We start from the raw sequence: 14,940 nt of genomic DNA, 5'->3' as shown, positions 1-14,940 counted from the left end.
GGTATGAAAAATATGGATTACGAATTATGGTTAATACTTGTTAATATATCAAGTTATCAAAAAAGAAAATTAATTGATAGATATAAAACAGCAGAAAATGTATATAATAATTTTGAGGATATAATAAAAGAAAATGAAACAATCTCAAAAAAATTAAAAAATTTTCAAAAGGATGATTTGTATTATGAACTTTCAAAACTTAAAGATACATTATCTAGAAAAAACATAGGATATATTACATACGCTAATCCTTTATATAAAGAGAAATTGAGAGGAATTATAGCAGCTCCGTATTTTTTATTTTATATAGGTAATATTGAAGTTATAAATAAGAAATCTATAGGAGTTGTTGGGGCGAGAAAATGCTCAAATTATGGACTAACTGTAACAAAACTCTTGACAAAGGAGCTTATAACTAATAATATAACGCTTATAAGCGGAGGTGCAAGAGGGATAGATTCTGTTGCACATAAAACTGCTTTAGAAAATGATGGATATACTATATCGGTGTTAGGTTGTGGGATAGATATAGCCTATCCTGCTGAAAATAAAAAATTATTTTCAAAGATAGCGGAAAAAGGCGTAGTAATTTCTGAATTCTTGCTAGGGACACAACCGTTAAGAGAAAATTTTCCAAGAAGAAATAGAATAATTAGCGGGCTTAGTGATGGTGTAATAGTAATAGAAGCTTCAGAAAAAAGTGGATCTCTTATAACTGCAAGATATGCACATGATCAGGGAAAAAAAGTTATTGGTATACCAGGATCAATATTATATAAGGGTGCAAGTGGCTCTAATAAATTGCTTAGAGATGGAGCGGAAATTTGTACAGATTTGCAGGATTTGAGAACTTTACTCAGCTTGGAGCATGTAAATGTATCGCCATTAATAAATATGCCTGAAAAAAGTGAGATATTAGAATTAATAACAGATTCACCAGTTCATATTGATGAGATTTTTAAGAAAACATCTTTTGACAGAGGAGCTTTATATGCATTATTATTTGAAATGCAGATAAAAAGTGAAATTATTTGTTTGCCAGGAAATTACTATGTACGAACAATTTAAAATATATAGGGGGGTGAATACTTCATAATTTTATGAAGTTGTACTTATGGGTCAAAAACTTGTAATTGTTGAGTCGCCGGCCAAAGCAAAAACAATCGGCAAATATTTGGGAAAAAATTATATTGTAGAAGCATCGATGGGGCATGTAAGAGATTTACCTAAAAGTAGATTAGGTGTTGATATAGATAATAACTATACTCCTAAATATATAACTATCAGAGGAAAAGGAGAATTAATAGATAAATTAAGAAAAGCTGCTAAAAAAGCAGAAAAAATTTATCTGGCTACCGACCCTGATAGAGAAGGAGAAGCTATTTCGTGGCATTTGGCTAATATTTTAAAAATCTCAGAGGATGATACTTGCAGAATAGTATTTAATGAAGTAACAAAAAATGCAGTAAAGGCATCTATTAAAGAAGCAAGAAAAATAGATTTGGATTTAGTTGATGCACAGCAAGCAAGAAGAATATTAGATAGACTTGTTGGTTACGAAATAAGTCCGATTTTATGGAGAAATGTAAAGTGGGGGCTAAGTGCTGGTAGAGTTCAATCAGCAGCATTAAAATTAATATGCGATAGAGAAAAAGAGATAAAGGAATTTATTCCAAAGGAATATTGGTCAATAGACTGTATATTAAAAAAGGAAAAGAATAAATTTCCTATTAGATTGTCAACATATAAAGGTAAAAAGATTGAAATAGAAAATGAAGAAACTTCGAATAAAATAATAAAAGATCTTGAAAAAGGAAACTTTATAGTAAATTCTATAAAGAAAGGTAAGAAAAGTAGAAATCCACTGCCTCCATTTACAACAAGTACTCTTCAACAAGATGCAAATAAAAAGTTAAATTTTATGACTAAAAGAACTATGTCTATAGCGCAAGTTCTTTATGAAGGTGTTGAAGTTAAGGGGTATGGAACAGTTGGATTGATAACATATATGAGAACTGACTCTGTAAGAATTTCTGAAGAGGCGCAAGAAAGAGCTAAGGAATTTATTGAAAATACCTATGGCGAAAAATATGTTCCTCCTACACGTAGAGTATATAAAGGCAAAAAGAATATTCAAGATGCCCATGAAGCAATAAGACCTACTTATGTTGAAATTACACCACAAGTGGCAAAAGAAAATTTGACTTCAGAACAATATAAATTATATTCATTAATTTGGAATAGATTTGTGGCAAGTCAAATGGCTTCGTGCGAGTTAAATACAAATTCTATAGATATATTAAACGGAGATTATAAGTTTAAGGCATCTGGTTCGGTAATTTCATTTGATGGTTTTATGAAAATATATGAGTACCTAAATGAAGAAGATGAAAATTCAGTTATATTACCAGAATTAGAAGAAAATGAAGAACTCAAAACTGAGTCTCTTAAAGGAACTCAGCATTTTACTCAACCACTCCCTCGATATACTGAAGCATCATTTGTTAAACTGCTTGAGGAAAAAGGAATAGGAAGGCCAAGTACTTATGTTCCAACTATTTCAACTATTTTAGGAAGAAATTATGTTATTAGAGAAAAGAAAAATTTAGTTCCAACAGAGCTTGGAGAAATAGTAAATAATATTATGGGTGAATATTTCAAGCAAATAGTGGATGTAGATTTTACGGCAGATATGGAAAAGAAACTAGATGATGTAGAAGATGGCAATGAAGAATGGACTAAAATAGTTGAAGAATTTTTCAGTCCATTAAAAGTTGCTATTGAGAAAGCTGAAAAGGAAATCTCTAAAGTTGTAATTGAAGATAAAGTCAGTGATGTAAAATGCGAAAAATGTGGGCGTATGATGGTTATTAAGAGAGGTAGATTTGGAGAATTTTTAGCTTGTCCAGGGTATCCTGAATGTAAAAATGCAAAACCTATAGTTGAAGAATTAGAAGTTCCATGTCCAGAGTGTGGAAAGCCTATTGTTGCTAAGAAGAGTAAAAAAGGAAAGAAATTCTTTGGATGCACTGGATATCCTGAATGCAAGTTTGTAAGCTGGCATGAACCAGTTAAAGAAAAGTGTCCTAAGTGCAATTCTTATATGGTTTTAAAATATTCTAAGTCTAAAGGCTCTTTTATTGAATGTGCTAATAGTGAATGCGGCTACAAAGAAGAAGTGAAAAAAGATAATAACGAAGAAAATTAGAAGTTCGTAAAAAATGATATTAAGTAATAACATTTTGTCGAATCAGACAAAAAGAGTGTTGAAAAGCAGAATTTTATATGATAAACTAGTTTTAATAGCAACTTGTAAAAAAATTCAATAAATTATGAATTTTCTAACAATTATATTGTTTTTATTTTAAGACATATAAAACAATTAATTTTTTCATGTTTATATAATAGTACAACATGGTTGCCGAGGAGGATAATAGTATGTCATCATTATTAAATAAAACTAGAATGTTAAATAAGATTCTGCAAAAATCTGGTACAGAACCTGTAGCATTCCAAGATATATGCACATTATTAAGTCAAGTTCTTGAATGCAATGCTTATATAATCAGCAGAAAAGGGAAGGTGCTTGGATATACCTTTGGTCAAGGATTTGAATGTGAGGCTATGGAGAAAAAAGTAATAGAGGACAAAAGATTCCCAGAAGATTATAATAAAACACTTTTGGCTGTTAACGATACCTTAGCTAACCGTCCTAATGAAGGTAGATGTGTATTTGAGGAGATAGGCAAATGTAAAAAGATAGATAAGCTTTCAACAATAGTTCCTATTATAGGAAGTAGAGAAAGAATAGGAACATTAATATTGGCAAGGTTTGGAACTCCTTTTACTGATGAAGATTTAGTATTAGTAGAATATAGTGCAACTATTGTAGGGATGGAAATGCTTAGAGCTATGCAGGATGAAATTGCAGAGGAAACTAGGAAGAAAGCTGTTGTCCAATTGGCAATAGGAACATTATCTTATTCTGAACTTGAAGCAGTTGAACATATATTTGAAGAATTAAACGGAAATGAAGGTTTATTAGTAGCTTCAAAAATAGCTGATAAAGTAGGAATAACACGAAGTGTTATAGTAAATGCTTTAAGAAAGTTTGAGAGTGCTGGAGTTATTGAATCAAGATCTCTTGGAATGAAGGGGACTTATATCAGAATATTGAATGAAAAATTAATTGAAGAATTAAAGAAAATAAAGTAAAGTGATTTATCAGCTATAGATACGAATTTTATCTATAGCTGATTTTTGTTTTATGTATAAAGGAAAATTATAAAAATGAAATTTGTATAAAATGTATTTATTATGACAAAAATTTATTATGGTAAGAATTTTTATGTTGAATTAAAAAAAATAGTTTCTTAAGTACTAAAATTATAAAAAGTTTTTGTTGATACCATAAAGACCTTGTGATATACTACTTAAGGAAATAAATACACACACTATCCAATTTATAAACTTGGTGCTTTTATTTTAAGAGCAATTTATAAGCAAAAGATAGTGGAGGTAAAAACCAAGGAGGTAACAAAATGTCAGTAATATCAATGAAACAATTATTAGAAGCGGGTGTACATTTCGGACACCAAACTAGAAGATGGAACCCTAAGATGGCTCCTTATATCTTCACAGAAAGAAACGGGATCTATATAATAGACCTTCAAAAAACAGTAAAGAAAGCTGAAGAAGCTTACAACTTTATTAAACAAATATCAGAAGAAGGAAAAGATATACTTTTCGTTGGAACTAAGAAACAAGCTCAAGAAGCTATTGAAGAAGAAGCAATCAGAAGTAACATGCATTTCGTAAACAATAGATGGTTAGGTGGAATGTTAACAAACTTCTCAACTATTAAAGGTAGAATAAGAAAATTAGAACAAATCGAAAAAATGCAAGAAGATGGAACTTTTGACGTTCTTCCTAAGAAAGAAGTTATCAAACTTAAAGGTGAAATGGAAAAACTTCAAAAAAATCTTGGTGGTATCAGAAACTTAGATGCTGATAAAGTTGGAGCAATGTTTATAGTTGACCCAAGAAAAGAAAAGAATGCTATATTAGAAGCTAAGATTTTAGGAATACCAGTAGTTGCAATAGTAGATACTAACTGTGATCCAGAAGAAGTTGATTATGTAATCCCAGGAAATGATGATGCTATCAGAGCTGTTAAATTAATAACTGCAAAAATGGCTGATGCTATTCTTGAAGGAAGACAAGGTGAACAATTAGCTGAATAATTCACATAAAAAGGGTAAGTGGGTTACTTCAACTGCCCTTTTATTGAATCTTAAAGATTACTTTATAATTGAGGAGGAATTTAAATAATGGCAAATATAAGTGCACAATTAGTTAAAGAACTAAGAGAAATGACTGGAGCTAAAATGATGGATTGTAAAAAGGCTTTAGTTGAAACAGAAGGAAATATCGATAAGGCTGTTGAATTTTTAAGAGAAAAAGGTCTTGCAGATGCTGCTAAAAAATCTGGAAGAGTTGCAGCAGAAGGTGTTGTTAAGACTTATATTTCAGATGACAAGAAGACTGGAGCAGTTCTTGAATTTAACTGTGAAACAGACTTCGTTGCTTTAAATGAAGAATTTGTAGCTTTTGCTGATAAATTAGCTAAAATGGTAGCTGAAACTTCAGTTGCTAATGTAGAAGAACTTTTAAATGAAAAATTTGATGGAGATGCTACAACTTCAGAAAGCTTAAAAGCTTTAATAGCAAAACTTGGTGAAAACATGTCAGTAAGAAGATTCACTAAATTCTCAGTTGAAAAAGGAATAGTTAAGAGCTATATCCACGGTGGCGGAAGAATTGGTGTTTTAGTAGAAGTGGCTTGTGAAAAAGATTCAGAAGTTCTTGATGAAGTTGCAAAAGAAGTTTGTATGCAAATTGCTGCAGCAAACCCATTATTCTTAAGCAAAGATGATGTTGATACAGAATCTATGGAAAAAGAAAAAGAAATCTACAGAGTTCAAGCTTTAAATGAAGGAAAACCAGAAAATATCGTTGAAAAAATGGTAATGGGAAGAATTCAAAAGTACTTTAAAGAAGTTTGTCTTTTAGAACAATTATGGGTTAAAGATGGCGACAAGTCAATCAACAAATTCTTAGAAGAAAAATCTAAAGAGGTTGGTTCTCCAATTACAGTAACTAGATTCGTTAGATACGAAAGAGGAGAAGGAATCGAAGTTGAAAAAGTAGACTTTGCTGAAGAAGTTGCTAGACAAATGGGTAAATAGTTGAAGTCTAAAGAGAACACTTTGTGTTCTCTTTTTTTAAAGAATAAAGAAAATAGGCATATATTAAAGAAAATAAATTCGAATACTGATTTGTTATTTCTTTGAGTGTGCCCAAATCTCTAAGATATTCAGGAGGTAAGAATAAATGGCAGATTGTAAATACAAGAGAGTAATTTTAAAACTTTCAGGAGAAGCATTAGCTGGAGTTAGCGGAGTTGGTTTTGATTTTAACGTGACTCAAAGAATAGCACTTGAAATTAAAGAGTTAGTTGATATGGGTGTTGAAGTTGGAGCTGTTGTTGGTGGCGGAAACATTTGGAGAGGAAGAAGTGGTGAAGGTATGGATAGAACCACTGCTGACTACATGGGAATGATGGCAACTTGTATAAATGCATTAGCTCTTCAAGATTCATTAGAACAAGTAGGCGTTAAAACAAGAGTACAAACTGCTATAGAAATGAAAGAAATTGCTGAGCCATTCATAAGAAGAAGAGCAATGAGACATTTAGAAAAAGGAAGAGTTGTTATATTTGCAGCTGGAACAGGGAATCCATATTTCTCAACTGATACAACAGCAGCACTTAGAGCAGCTGAAATTGAAGCAGATGTAATTCTTCTAGCTAAAAAAGTTGATGGAGTTTATGATAAGGATCCTCATAAGTATGCAGATGCTAAAAAATATGATACACTATCATATATACAAGTATTAGAACAAGGACTACAAGTTATGGATTCTACAGCAACTTCATTGTGTATGGATAATGAAATTCCAATTCTTGTATTTGGATTAGATGAGCCAGGAAATATTAAAAAAGCTATGTATGGAGAAAGTATAGGTACATTAGTAACTAAGAAATAGGAGGAGAATCATGATTAAGGAAATCATTAAAAATGCAGAAGAAAAAATGAAAAAAACAGTCTCTGTATTAGAGTCAGATTTATCAACAATGAAGGCGGGAAGAGCAAATCCTACGATGCTTGATAGAATTCAAGTGGATTATTATGGAAGTATGTGTCCGCTTAATCAAGTGGCAAATGTTTCAGCGCCAGAACCAAGAGTTCTTATGATAACACCATGGGAAAAACCTTTACTAAAAGAGATTGAAAAAGCTATCTTAAAATCAGACTTGGGTTTAAATCCTTCAAATGATGGTTCGATTATTAGATTAGTAATACCAGAATTGACAGAAGAAACTAGAAAAGCTCTTGTTAAGAATGTTAGAAAAACAGGGGAAGAAGCTAAGGTTGCTATAAGATCAATTAGAAAAACAGCTAATGATAAAATTAAAGCTTTAAAGAAGGATTCAGATCTTTCAGAAGACCAAATAAAGAAAGCTGAAGATGATATTCAAAAGAAAACTGATGCAGTAGTGAAGGAAATAGATGCTATAATTGTTGCAAAAGAAAAATCAGTTTTATCAGTTTAAAGCTCAAAACCTGCTAGGAAGCAGGTTTTTTCCTTAAGCAGATAAGTGAGAGTCCAAATCTTGCATTTGGATACTCGAACTTAGCTAACAACCGAAGGGCGTTGGCTTTATTATGAAAATCATTTGGAGTGAATCGCTTCTTTGCGAGTAAGCAGATGAGTGAGAATCACTTACTCAGCGAACGTATGTGAGTTGAGTTTTGTATATAAACAGGGGGACGAAAGGCATGTTTAATATATTTAAATCCAAGAAGAAAATAATAGAAAATTTTGAATTGGATATGAATAATATACCTAATCATATAGCAATTATAATGGATGGAAATGGAAGATGGGCTAAAGAACAAAATCTGCCTAGAAGTATGGGACATAAGGCTGGAATGGAAACAATTAGAATAATTCTAAAGGAAGCTACCAGACTAGGAATAAAGAACTTGACGTTATATGCTTTTTCAACAGAAAATTGGTCAAGGCCAAAGGAAGAAGTTGGGGCGATTATGAATCTTTTGGTCACTTACCTAAAAAAAGAATTAAAAGAATGCCACGAAAATGGTGTTAAAATGAATCTATTAGGAGATATGGAAAAGCTGCCTGAAGAATGCCAAAAGGCTTTAAATGAAGCTATAGAAATCACTAAGAATAATACAAAGATAAATTTGAATTTTGCTTTGAATTATGGGGGTAGAGATGAAATAGTTAGAGCTATTAAGCTTATAAGTTCAGATGTTAAGAATAACAAGATAAATGAAGAGGATATTAATGATAAAATAGTAGAAAACTATTTGTATACTAAAGGAATACCAGATCCAGACTTGATTATCAGACCATCTGGAGAACAAAGACTTAGTAATTTCTTGTTATGGCAATGCGCTTATTCTGAATTTTGGTATTCAAATGTAAATTGGCCTGACTTTAAAGAAAAAGATTTAATAAGAGCAATAGTGGAATATCAAAATAGAGATAGGCGATTTGGTAAAGTAAAATAGAGGAGTGGTTAGAGTTTGAAGTCTGATAATAGATATTTAGGTGCAGTGATGATTGCTCCATTTATAATATTTGTTTTTCTTGGAGGAATTTATCTTAAGGGATTTATATTTGCATTATCTATTGCAGCCCTTTGGGAATTTTATAATGCAATTAAAGAAAGGAATTTTAAACCAATAAAAAGTGTAGGTTTTTTTCTTTTGATAGTATATTATTTGTTAAATAATAATTTAGAGTTAATGGTGTATTTTATTGTTGCAGCAGCATTTTTAATGTTGATAATACCAGTAGTAAATTTGGAATATACTTTTATTGATGTTTCATTAACGTTGTTAGGATTTATATATTGTGGCGTTTTATTTGGATTTATATATATTATTAGTGCAAAACCATCAGGAGAATTTTTGGTTTGGATTATATTTATTGGTTCATGGCTTTCGGATACTGCCGCCTATTATAGTGGCAGGTTATTTGGAAAGCATAAACTTTCGCCTAAAGTATCGCCTAAGAAAACAATTGAAGGTTCAATTGGAGGACTTATTGGTGCGATAATTTTTACAGGTATTTATGGGATTATAATTCAGAAATATGTTTATATAATGCCTGTCTATCATTATTTCATAATTGGTGCCTTGTGTGGAGTATTTGGTCAGATAGGAGATTTAGTTGCTTCATCAATAAAGAGATATGTGGGGATTAAAGATTATAGTGATTTAATTCCAGGTCACGGTGGAATATTAGATAGATTTGATAGTATAATATTTTCATCAACTGCTATTTTTTACTATTTAACTTTTGTTATAAAAATTTAGAAATGAAAAATGTAATTAACAAGCTTATTATCATATTAATAGCTTGTTATTTTTTTATGCTAAAATATATTCTTACAATATAACTTGAAAATTTAGATGGTCATATAGTTTTGTTATTTACTAGATAAAAATAAAGTTTTGAAGGTGAAAAAATAAGCATATACTTTATAAGTATACATAGTAAATTTTGTTGAGAATCAATTTTAAGGGGTGAAAAATATCTTTACAAAATATAAAAAACTTTTTTTGCTTTTATTTGTACTTATAATCACAGTAACTGGCACATTTTTGGTTAAATACTACTTTCAGCCTTTTATGTCTATAATTATAATGGTTATAATTTGTAAACCTATATACATTATCATGCGCAAGATTAATATTCCTGAAAAAGTTGCTGGTGCTTTGAGTATTGTACTGGTTAATATAGCTATAATTCTTATAGCTATATATTTGGGGAGCGAAATTATAGATGTTACTAAGAAGATTTATACGAAGAATTTAGAAGTTATTAATAGATTTTTTCTAGAACTATTTAGTGCAGTAAATATAGATTTTAGTGATTTTAAATTTGGAAAAAATGTATTATCTATAATTAACGACCAAAATATAAGAAAAGGTGCAGTGAGTACTGGGGAAAGTATATTTGCCTATTTTATAGGTAATATATGCGCTTTCTTTGTATTAATTGATAAGAAAAAAATATCAGATTTAATTGCTAGGTTATTTCCTAGTGAAATAATGTTAAAGTTTTGGAAACAAAAAGAAAATTTTGTACAAATGATTGTAATTGAAGGTATACTAGTATTAATTACAACATTAGAGATTATAATTGGTTTTATTGTTTTAAAGATTCCTAATGCCTTTACTTTAGGTGTAATATGTGGAATGCTAGATTTTTTACCCTATGTTGGAACTATAATTGTATTTATTCCGATTATAATATACAATATTGTAATGAAGAATTTTCTTTGTGTTTTTGGGTTAATATGTATATATATATTAGTTCAGGTTGTAAGAGAAATATTAGAAGTGAAGTTTTTAGGTGACAAATTAAATGTTCATCCGCTTGTTGTGTTATTAGCAATATATATTGGGGTGAAGGTTTTTGGTATTTTAGGAATATTAGTTGGCCCAATGTATAGTATTATTGCAAAAGAAATTATTTATAATACAGAGTGATTTGTTCAGTTCGAAGTTAAGGTCATTTAGAATACTAAGTGGTAAATTAAGAACTCAGGATGAAAATCCTAGGCTTTTTCTAATAGATAAATTAAAATGGCGTAGGGTTTTATTTTATGGTTTTGTGTCTAAAGAAAGGAATGTATACAATAATGAGGAAAATTTCTATATTAGGGGTTACAGGGTCTATAGGGACTCAAACATTAGATGTTATTAGAAAATCAAATGGGAAATTAAAATTAGTGGGAATAACAGCCAATACTTCTGTAGGAAAGGTTATTCAAGTAATAGAAGAATTTCAACCATCTTATGTTGCTATGATGGATGAAAGAAGTGCAGAGGAGATAAAAAGATATTGTATAGAGAAAAATAATTCTGTTGAAGTTTCAAATGGAATTGAAGGATTAAATAAAATTGCATCTTTAGATGAAGTTGACATGGTAGTGACATCTGTTGTTGGTATGATAGGTTTAGAACCTACAATGAAAGCTATAGAAGCAAAGAAAGATATTGCACTTGCAAACAAAGAAACTTTAGTTGTTGCTGGAGAAATTGTAATGAAGGCGGCTAAGGAGAATAATGTAAAAATATTTCCTGTGGATTCTGAGCACAGCGCTATTTTTCAGGCGTTAAGAGGTAATTCTTTAAATACATTAAGAAAGATAATTTTAACAGCATCAGGTGGTCCGTTTAGAGGAAGAACAATAGAACAGCTAGGAGAAATAAGGGTTGAAGATGCATTAAAGCACCCTAAATGGAATATGGGAAGAAAGATTTCAATTGATTCTGCAACTCTTATGAATAAAGGTCTTGAAGTAATTGAAGCACATTGGCTTTTCGATTGTGAATATGACAATATTCAAGTTGTAGTTCATCCTCAAAGTATTGTTCATTCCATGGTAGAATATACTGATGGTAGTATAATAGCACAGCTTGGAGCTCAAGATATGAGGTTGCCGATTCAATATGCTCTTAATTATGAAAAAAGAGAAAATCTTGTATCAGATACAATAGATTTTTATGAAATAGCACAATTAAATTTTGAGAAGCCAGATGCAGATACATTTAAGGCATTAAAGTTAGCATTTAAAGCAGGGAAAATAGGAGGAATGATGCCAACTGTTTTAAATGGAGCCAATGAAGCTGCAGTTGAATTATTCTTAAATGAAAAAATAAAGTTCTTAGAAATATCGAATATAATTGAAGAATGTATGGAAGTATTTAAAGACGAAGTATGTAAAAAAATGACTTTGGAAAATATTATTGACTTAGATAAAAGTGTTAAAGAATATGTAATCAAAAAGTCAATGATTTAAGGAGGAAATATAGAATATGTATATAATTATGGCTATATTAGCTTTTGGAGTTTTAATAATTGTCCATGAATTAGGACATTTTACATTAGCAAAATTAAATGATGTCAGAGTAGAAGAGTTTTCTATTGGTATGGGGCCTAGGATTTTTTCTAAACAGGGAAAAGAAACAAGATATTCTTTATCACTTTTTCCTATTGGAGGATATGTAAAAATGATGGGGGAAGAAGAAAGTGTTGAGGATGAAAGAAGTTTTTCAGCCAAATCCCCATTACGAAGAATAAGCATAATAATTGCAGGGGTATTTATGAATTATGTGTTGGCAATAGTTATTTTTACTGCAATAACACATAATTTTGGTTATAGAAGTACTACATTAGCAGAAGTGGTTCCATCTTCACCAGCACAGGAAGCTGGAGTTTTACCTGGAGATAAAATATTAAAGGTAAATGGCTTGACTGCGTTTTCTTTTGAAAATATTCAAGCAGGAATAGCTTTATCATATGGTAATTCTATAAATATGACCATAGAAAGAAATGGAGATAAAAAGGAAGTTACAGTTACTCCTAGAAAAAATGAAGAAGGGCAATTGCTAATAGGGGTTAGTTTCACTAGTGTGCAAAGTCCAACTATTGGAGATAGTTTTGTACAAAGTTTTAGACAAACGGCATCATTGGTTACACAGACATTTAAAGGGCTAGAAATGATATTTACCGGAAAAGCAAATCTTAAAACAGATGTAGGTGGTCCTATTACTATAATTAAGCTATCAGCAGCATCAGCACAATCTGGAATGTGGAGTTTGGCTAATTTCGTTGGATTTTTAAGTGTCAATCTTGCTGTGTTTAATCTGTTGCCATTCCCAGCTTTAGATGGTGGATGGTGTGTTATTTTATTAATTGAATTAATTACTAGAAGAAAAGTTCCGGATAAGATAGTTGGAGTTTTGAATTATATTGGATTTGCGGCGCTTATAGGATTAATGATATTGGTAACAATGAAAGATATATTATTCCCAATGAATTTTTAAAATTTAAGTGAATTATATTATTGAAAGTAAAAACTTACTTGATATAGAACTTTCTATACCAAGTAAGTTATTTGTATAAATTGATTTGAATTTTGTAAGTAAATTTATAGGTGGACAAATAATAATAAAGTAGGAAAATTCATAATATTTTTATATGGATTAGGAGAGATGTACATATGGAAAGAAGAAAATCAAGAAAAGTCAAAGTTGGAAATATATATGTTGGAGGAGATGCTCCTATTACAGTACAATCAATGACTAATACTCCAACAAAAGATGTGGATGCAACTTTGAAACAAATTCAGCAATTATATGATGCGGGCTGTGATATTATAAGATGTGCAGTTTTAGATATGGAGGATGCTGAAAAGTTATGTGAAATAACAAAAAAATCACCTATTCCAGTAGTTGCAGATATTCATTTTGATTATAAATTAGCTTTAAAGGCAATAGAAAATGGAGTGTCTGCTCTTAGAATAAATCCTGGTAATATAGGAAATGTTGATAGAATTAAAATTCTTAAAGAAGCTTGCGTAGAGAAGAAAATACCTATAAGAATCGGAGTTAATTCTGGATCGTTAGAAAAGGATATTTTAGAAAAGTATGGAATGCCAACAGCAGAAGGACTTGTAGAAAGTGCAATGAGACATGTTAAAATTTTAGAAGATTTAGATTTTTATGATATTGTTATTTCAATAAAGTCTTCTAATGTTTCAATGATGATAGAATGTTATAGATTAATAGCGGAAAAATGTGATTATCCTTTGCATTTGGGAGTAACAGAGGCAGGAACAATTCAAAAAGGAACTATAAAATCAAGTGTAGGGATTGGAACTTTACTTGCAGAGGGAATAGGAGACACTATTAGAGTATCTTTAACTACAGATCCTATTCATGAAATAAAGGTAGGAATAGAAATTTTAAAGACATTAGGATTAAAGAAAAAAGGTGTTGAATTTGTTTCTTGTCCTACATGTGGTAGAACTCAAATAAATTTAATTAAAATTGCTGAAGAAGTTGAAAATAGACTTGAAAGCTATAAAAAAGATGTAAAAGTAGCTGTTATGGGATGCGTAGTGAATGGTCCTGGAGAAGCTAGAGAAGCTGATATTGGAATTGCAGGTGGAAAAGGTGAAGGGATTATATTTAAAAAAGGTCAGATAATAAAAAAAGTAAAGGAAGAAGAGTTGGTAGATGCTTTGATGGAAGAGATAGAAAAACTTTAAACTTTAACCGCTAAGTGTAAAATCACATCTGTCAAGTAAATTAACCCTTGAATTGTAAAAAAAAATGTGTTATCATGTAAATATGATTTATTTCTAATAGCTAGAAAAAAAGGAGTGGGAAAAATACCCGCTCTTTCTGTTTGTAACGCAACTAATTTAATATAGTTGCGTTTTTGATTACAAATTTTAAAAATGCATAAGATAACTATAGAATATGGATTTTTAAAGAATGAAAGTGAGGGTTAGAAAATGAAAAAAGATATATTGATTGAAAAAATTGAAGAATTAGTTAAACCTATTACTACAGAATTATCACTTGAATTATATTATGTGGAATATGTAAAAGAAAATGGAGAATTTTATTTAAGAATATATATAGATAAAGAAGAAGGAAGAATATCATTAGATGATTGTGAAGCTGTTTCACGAAGAGTTAGTGAAATTTTAGACGTCCAAGATCCAATTAAAGATGCATATTACTTAGAAGTTTCTTCGCCAGGACTTAATAGAGGATTATATACAGAAGAACATTTTAAGAAGTTTATAGGAAATGAAGTGTTAATTAAACTTACAGGTTCAATTGACGGGATAAAAAGTGTAAAAGGAATATTAAAAGAAGTATTAGAAGATTCAATAATAGTTGAAGCAGAAGCAGAAGTCAAAATTCCAAATGATAAAATAAAAACAGCCAATTTAGAAGGGGAAATATAACAAGGAGGGTA

Annotated in this window: 14 protein-coding genes; all 14 read left to right on the top strand. The window is 30.3% G+C overall.

Features of this window, described 5'->3' with window-relative positions; genetic code table 11:
* The first annotated feature begins 12 nt into the window (after positions 1–12).
* The 14 genes from dprA (at position 13) to rimP (ending at position 14,929) form a co-directional block, all read left to right on the top strand.
* Positions 13–1,068, top strand: a complete 1,056-nt coding sequence (dprA, locus tag GXK56_RS18810; RefSeq protein WP_160690241.1) for a DNA-processing protein DprA — start codon at positions 13–15, stop codon at positions 1,066–1,068.
* A gap of 46 nt (positions 1,069–1,114) precedes the next feature.
* Positions 1,115–3,208 (top strand): type I DNA topoisomerase, encoded by a 2,094-nt coding sequence (topA, locus tag GXK56_RS18805; protein WP_160690239.1) that lies wholly within the window; start codon positions 1,115–1,117, stop codon positions 3,206–3,208.
* Positions 3,209–3,438: 230 nt separating this feature from the next.
* Positions 3,439–4,215: a GTP-sensing pleiotropic transcriptional regulator CodY gene (gene codY, locus GXK56_RS18800; RefSeq protein WP_160690237.1), complete on the top strand. Its 777-nt coding sequence runs from the start codon at positions 3,439–3,441 to the stop codon at positions 4,213–4,215.
* 326 nt (positions 4,216–4,541) lie between these two features.
* A complete protein-coding gene (rpsB, locus tag GXK56_RS18795; protein WP_160690235.1) occupies positions 4,542–5,243 on the top strand; it encodes a 30S ribosomal protein S2 in 702 nt (233 codons plus the stop codon).
* Between the two features lie 87 nt (positions 5,244–5,330).
* The gene (gene tsf / locus GXK56_RS18790) at positions 5,331–6,248 is read left to right on the top strand and encodes a translation elongation factor Ts (RefSeq protein WP_160690233.1); all 918 of its coding nucleotides are present in this window, start codon (positions 5,331–5,333) and stop codon (positions 6,246–6,248) included.
* Positions 6,249–6,393: 145 nt separating this feature from the next.
* Positions 6,394–7,107, top strand: coding sequence for a UMP kinase (gene pyrH / locus GXK56_RS18785; protein WP_160690231.1), 714 nt, complete (start codon positions 6,394–6,396; stop codon positions 7,105–7,107).
* A gap of 10 nt (positions 7,108–7,117) precedes the next feature.
* Positions 7,118–7,675, top strand: coding sequence for a ribosome recycling factor (gene frr / locus GXK56_RS18780; protein ID WP_160690229.1), 558 nt, complete (start codon positions 7,118–7,120; stop codon positions 7,673–7,675).
* Between the two features lie 226 nt (positions 7,676–7,901).
* Positions 7,902–8,660, top strand: coding sequence for an isoprenyl transferase (locus GXK56_RS18775; RefSeq protein ID WP_160690227.1), 759 nt, complete (start codon positions 7,902–7,904; stop codon positions 8,658–8,660).
* A 15-nt stretch (positions 8,661–8,675) separates the two neighbouring features.
* On the top strand, positions 8,676–9,470 hold the full coding sequence (locus GXK56_RS18770; RefSeq protein WP_160690225.1) for a phosphatidate cytidylyltransferase: 795 nt from the start codon (positions 8,676–8,678) through the stop codon (positions 9,468–9,470).
* A 210-nt stretch (positions 9,471–9,680) separates the two neighbouring features.
* Positions 9,681–10,649, top strand: a complete 969-nt coding sequence (locus GXK56_RS18765) for an AI-2E family transporter (RefSeq protein WP_160690223.1) — start codon at positions 9,681–9,683, stop codon at positions 10,647–10,649.
* A 152-nt stretch (positions 10,650–10,801) separates the two neighbouring features.
* Positions 10,802–11,965 (top strand): 1-deoxy-D-xylulose-5-phosphate reductoisomerase, encoded by a 1,164-nt coding sequence (gene dxr / locus GXK56_RS18760; RefSeq protein WP_160690221.1) that lies wholly within the window; start codon positions 10,802–10,804, stop codon positions 11,963–11,965.
* Positions 11,966–11,981: 16 nt separating this feature from the next.
* Positions 11,982–12,992, top strand: coding sequence for a M50 family metallopeptidase (locus tag GXK56_RS18755; RefSeq protein WP_160690219.1), 1,011 nt, complete (start codon positions 11,982–11,984; stop codon positions 12,990–12,992).
* A gap of 176 nt (positions 12,993–13,168) precedes the next feature.
* Complete coding sequence (gene ispG / locus GXK56_RS18750; protein ID WP_160690217.1) at positions 13,169–14,218, top strand: flavodoxin-dependent (E)-4-hydroxy-3-methylbut-2-enyl-diphosphate synthase; 1,050 nt, start codon at positions 13,169–13,171, stop codon at positions 14,216–14,218.
* Positions 14,219–14,467: 249 nt separating this feature from the next.
* A complete protein-coding gene (gene rimP / locus GXK56_RS18745) occupies positions 14,468–14,929 on the top strand; it encodes a ribosome maturation factor RimP (protein ID WP_160690215.1) in 462 nt (153 codons plus the stop codon).
* Positions 14,930–14,940 lie beyond the last annotated feature (11 nt).

Source organism: Clostridium sp. C2-6-12, from assembly GCF_009928485.1.
In the GTDB taxonomy this organism is placed as follows: domain Bacteria; phylum Bacillota; class Clostridia; order Clostridiales; family Clostridiaceae; genus Clostridium.
Note: the sequence above shows the minus strand (reverse complement) of the source record. Positions and strands in the feature narration are given on the sequence as shown.

Coding starts and splice junctions, on each gene's coding strand:
- GXK56_RS18755 (WP_160690219.1), top strand. CDS start 11,982: ATGTATATAATTATGGCTATATTAGCTTTTGGAGTTTTAATAATTGTC.
- tsf (WP_160690233.1), top strand. CDS start 5,331: ATGGCAAATATAAGTGCACAATTAGTTAAAGAACTAAGAGAAATGACT.
- topA (WP_160690239.1), top strand. CDS start 1,115: ATGGGTCAAAAACTTGTAATTGTTGAGTCGCCGGCCAAAGCAAAAACA.
- frr (WP_160690229.1), top strand. CDS start 7,118: ATGATTAAGGAAATCATTAAAAATGCAGAAGAAAAAATGAAAAAAACA.
- pyrH (WP_160690231.1), top strand. CDS start 6,394: ATGGCAGATTGTAAATACAAGAGAGTAATTTTAAAACTTTCAGGAGAA.
- rpsB (WP_160690235.1), top strand. CDS start 4,542: ATGTCAGTAATATCAATGAAACAATTATTAGAAGCGGGTGTACATTTC.
- ispG (WP_160690217.1), top strand. CDS start 13,169: ATGGAAAGAAGAAAATCAAGAAAAGTCAAAGTTGGAAATATATATGTT.
- dxr (WP_160690221.1), top strand. CDS start 10,802: ATGAGGAAAATTTCTATATTAGGGGTTACAGGGTCTATAGGGACTCAA.
- codY (WP_160690237.1), top strand. CDS start 3,439: ATGTCATCATTATTAAATAAAACTAGAATGTTAAATAAGATTCTGCAA.
- dprA (WP_160690241.1), top strand. CDS start 13: ATGGATTACGAATTATGGTTAATACTTGTTAATATATCAAGTTATCAA.
- GXK56_RS18775 (WP_160690227.1), top strand. CDS start 7,902: ATGTTTAATATATTTAAATCCAAGAAGAAAATAATAGAAAATTTTGAA.
- rimP (WP_160690215.1), top strand. CDS start 14,468: ATGAAAAAAGATATATTGATTGAAAAAATTGAAGAATTAGTTAAACCT.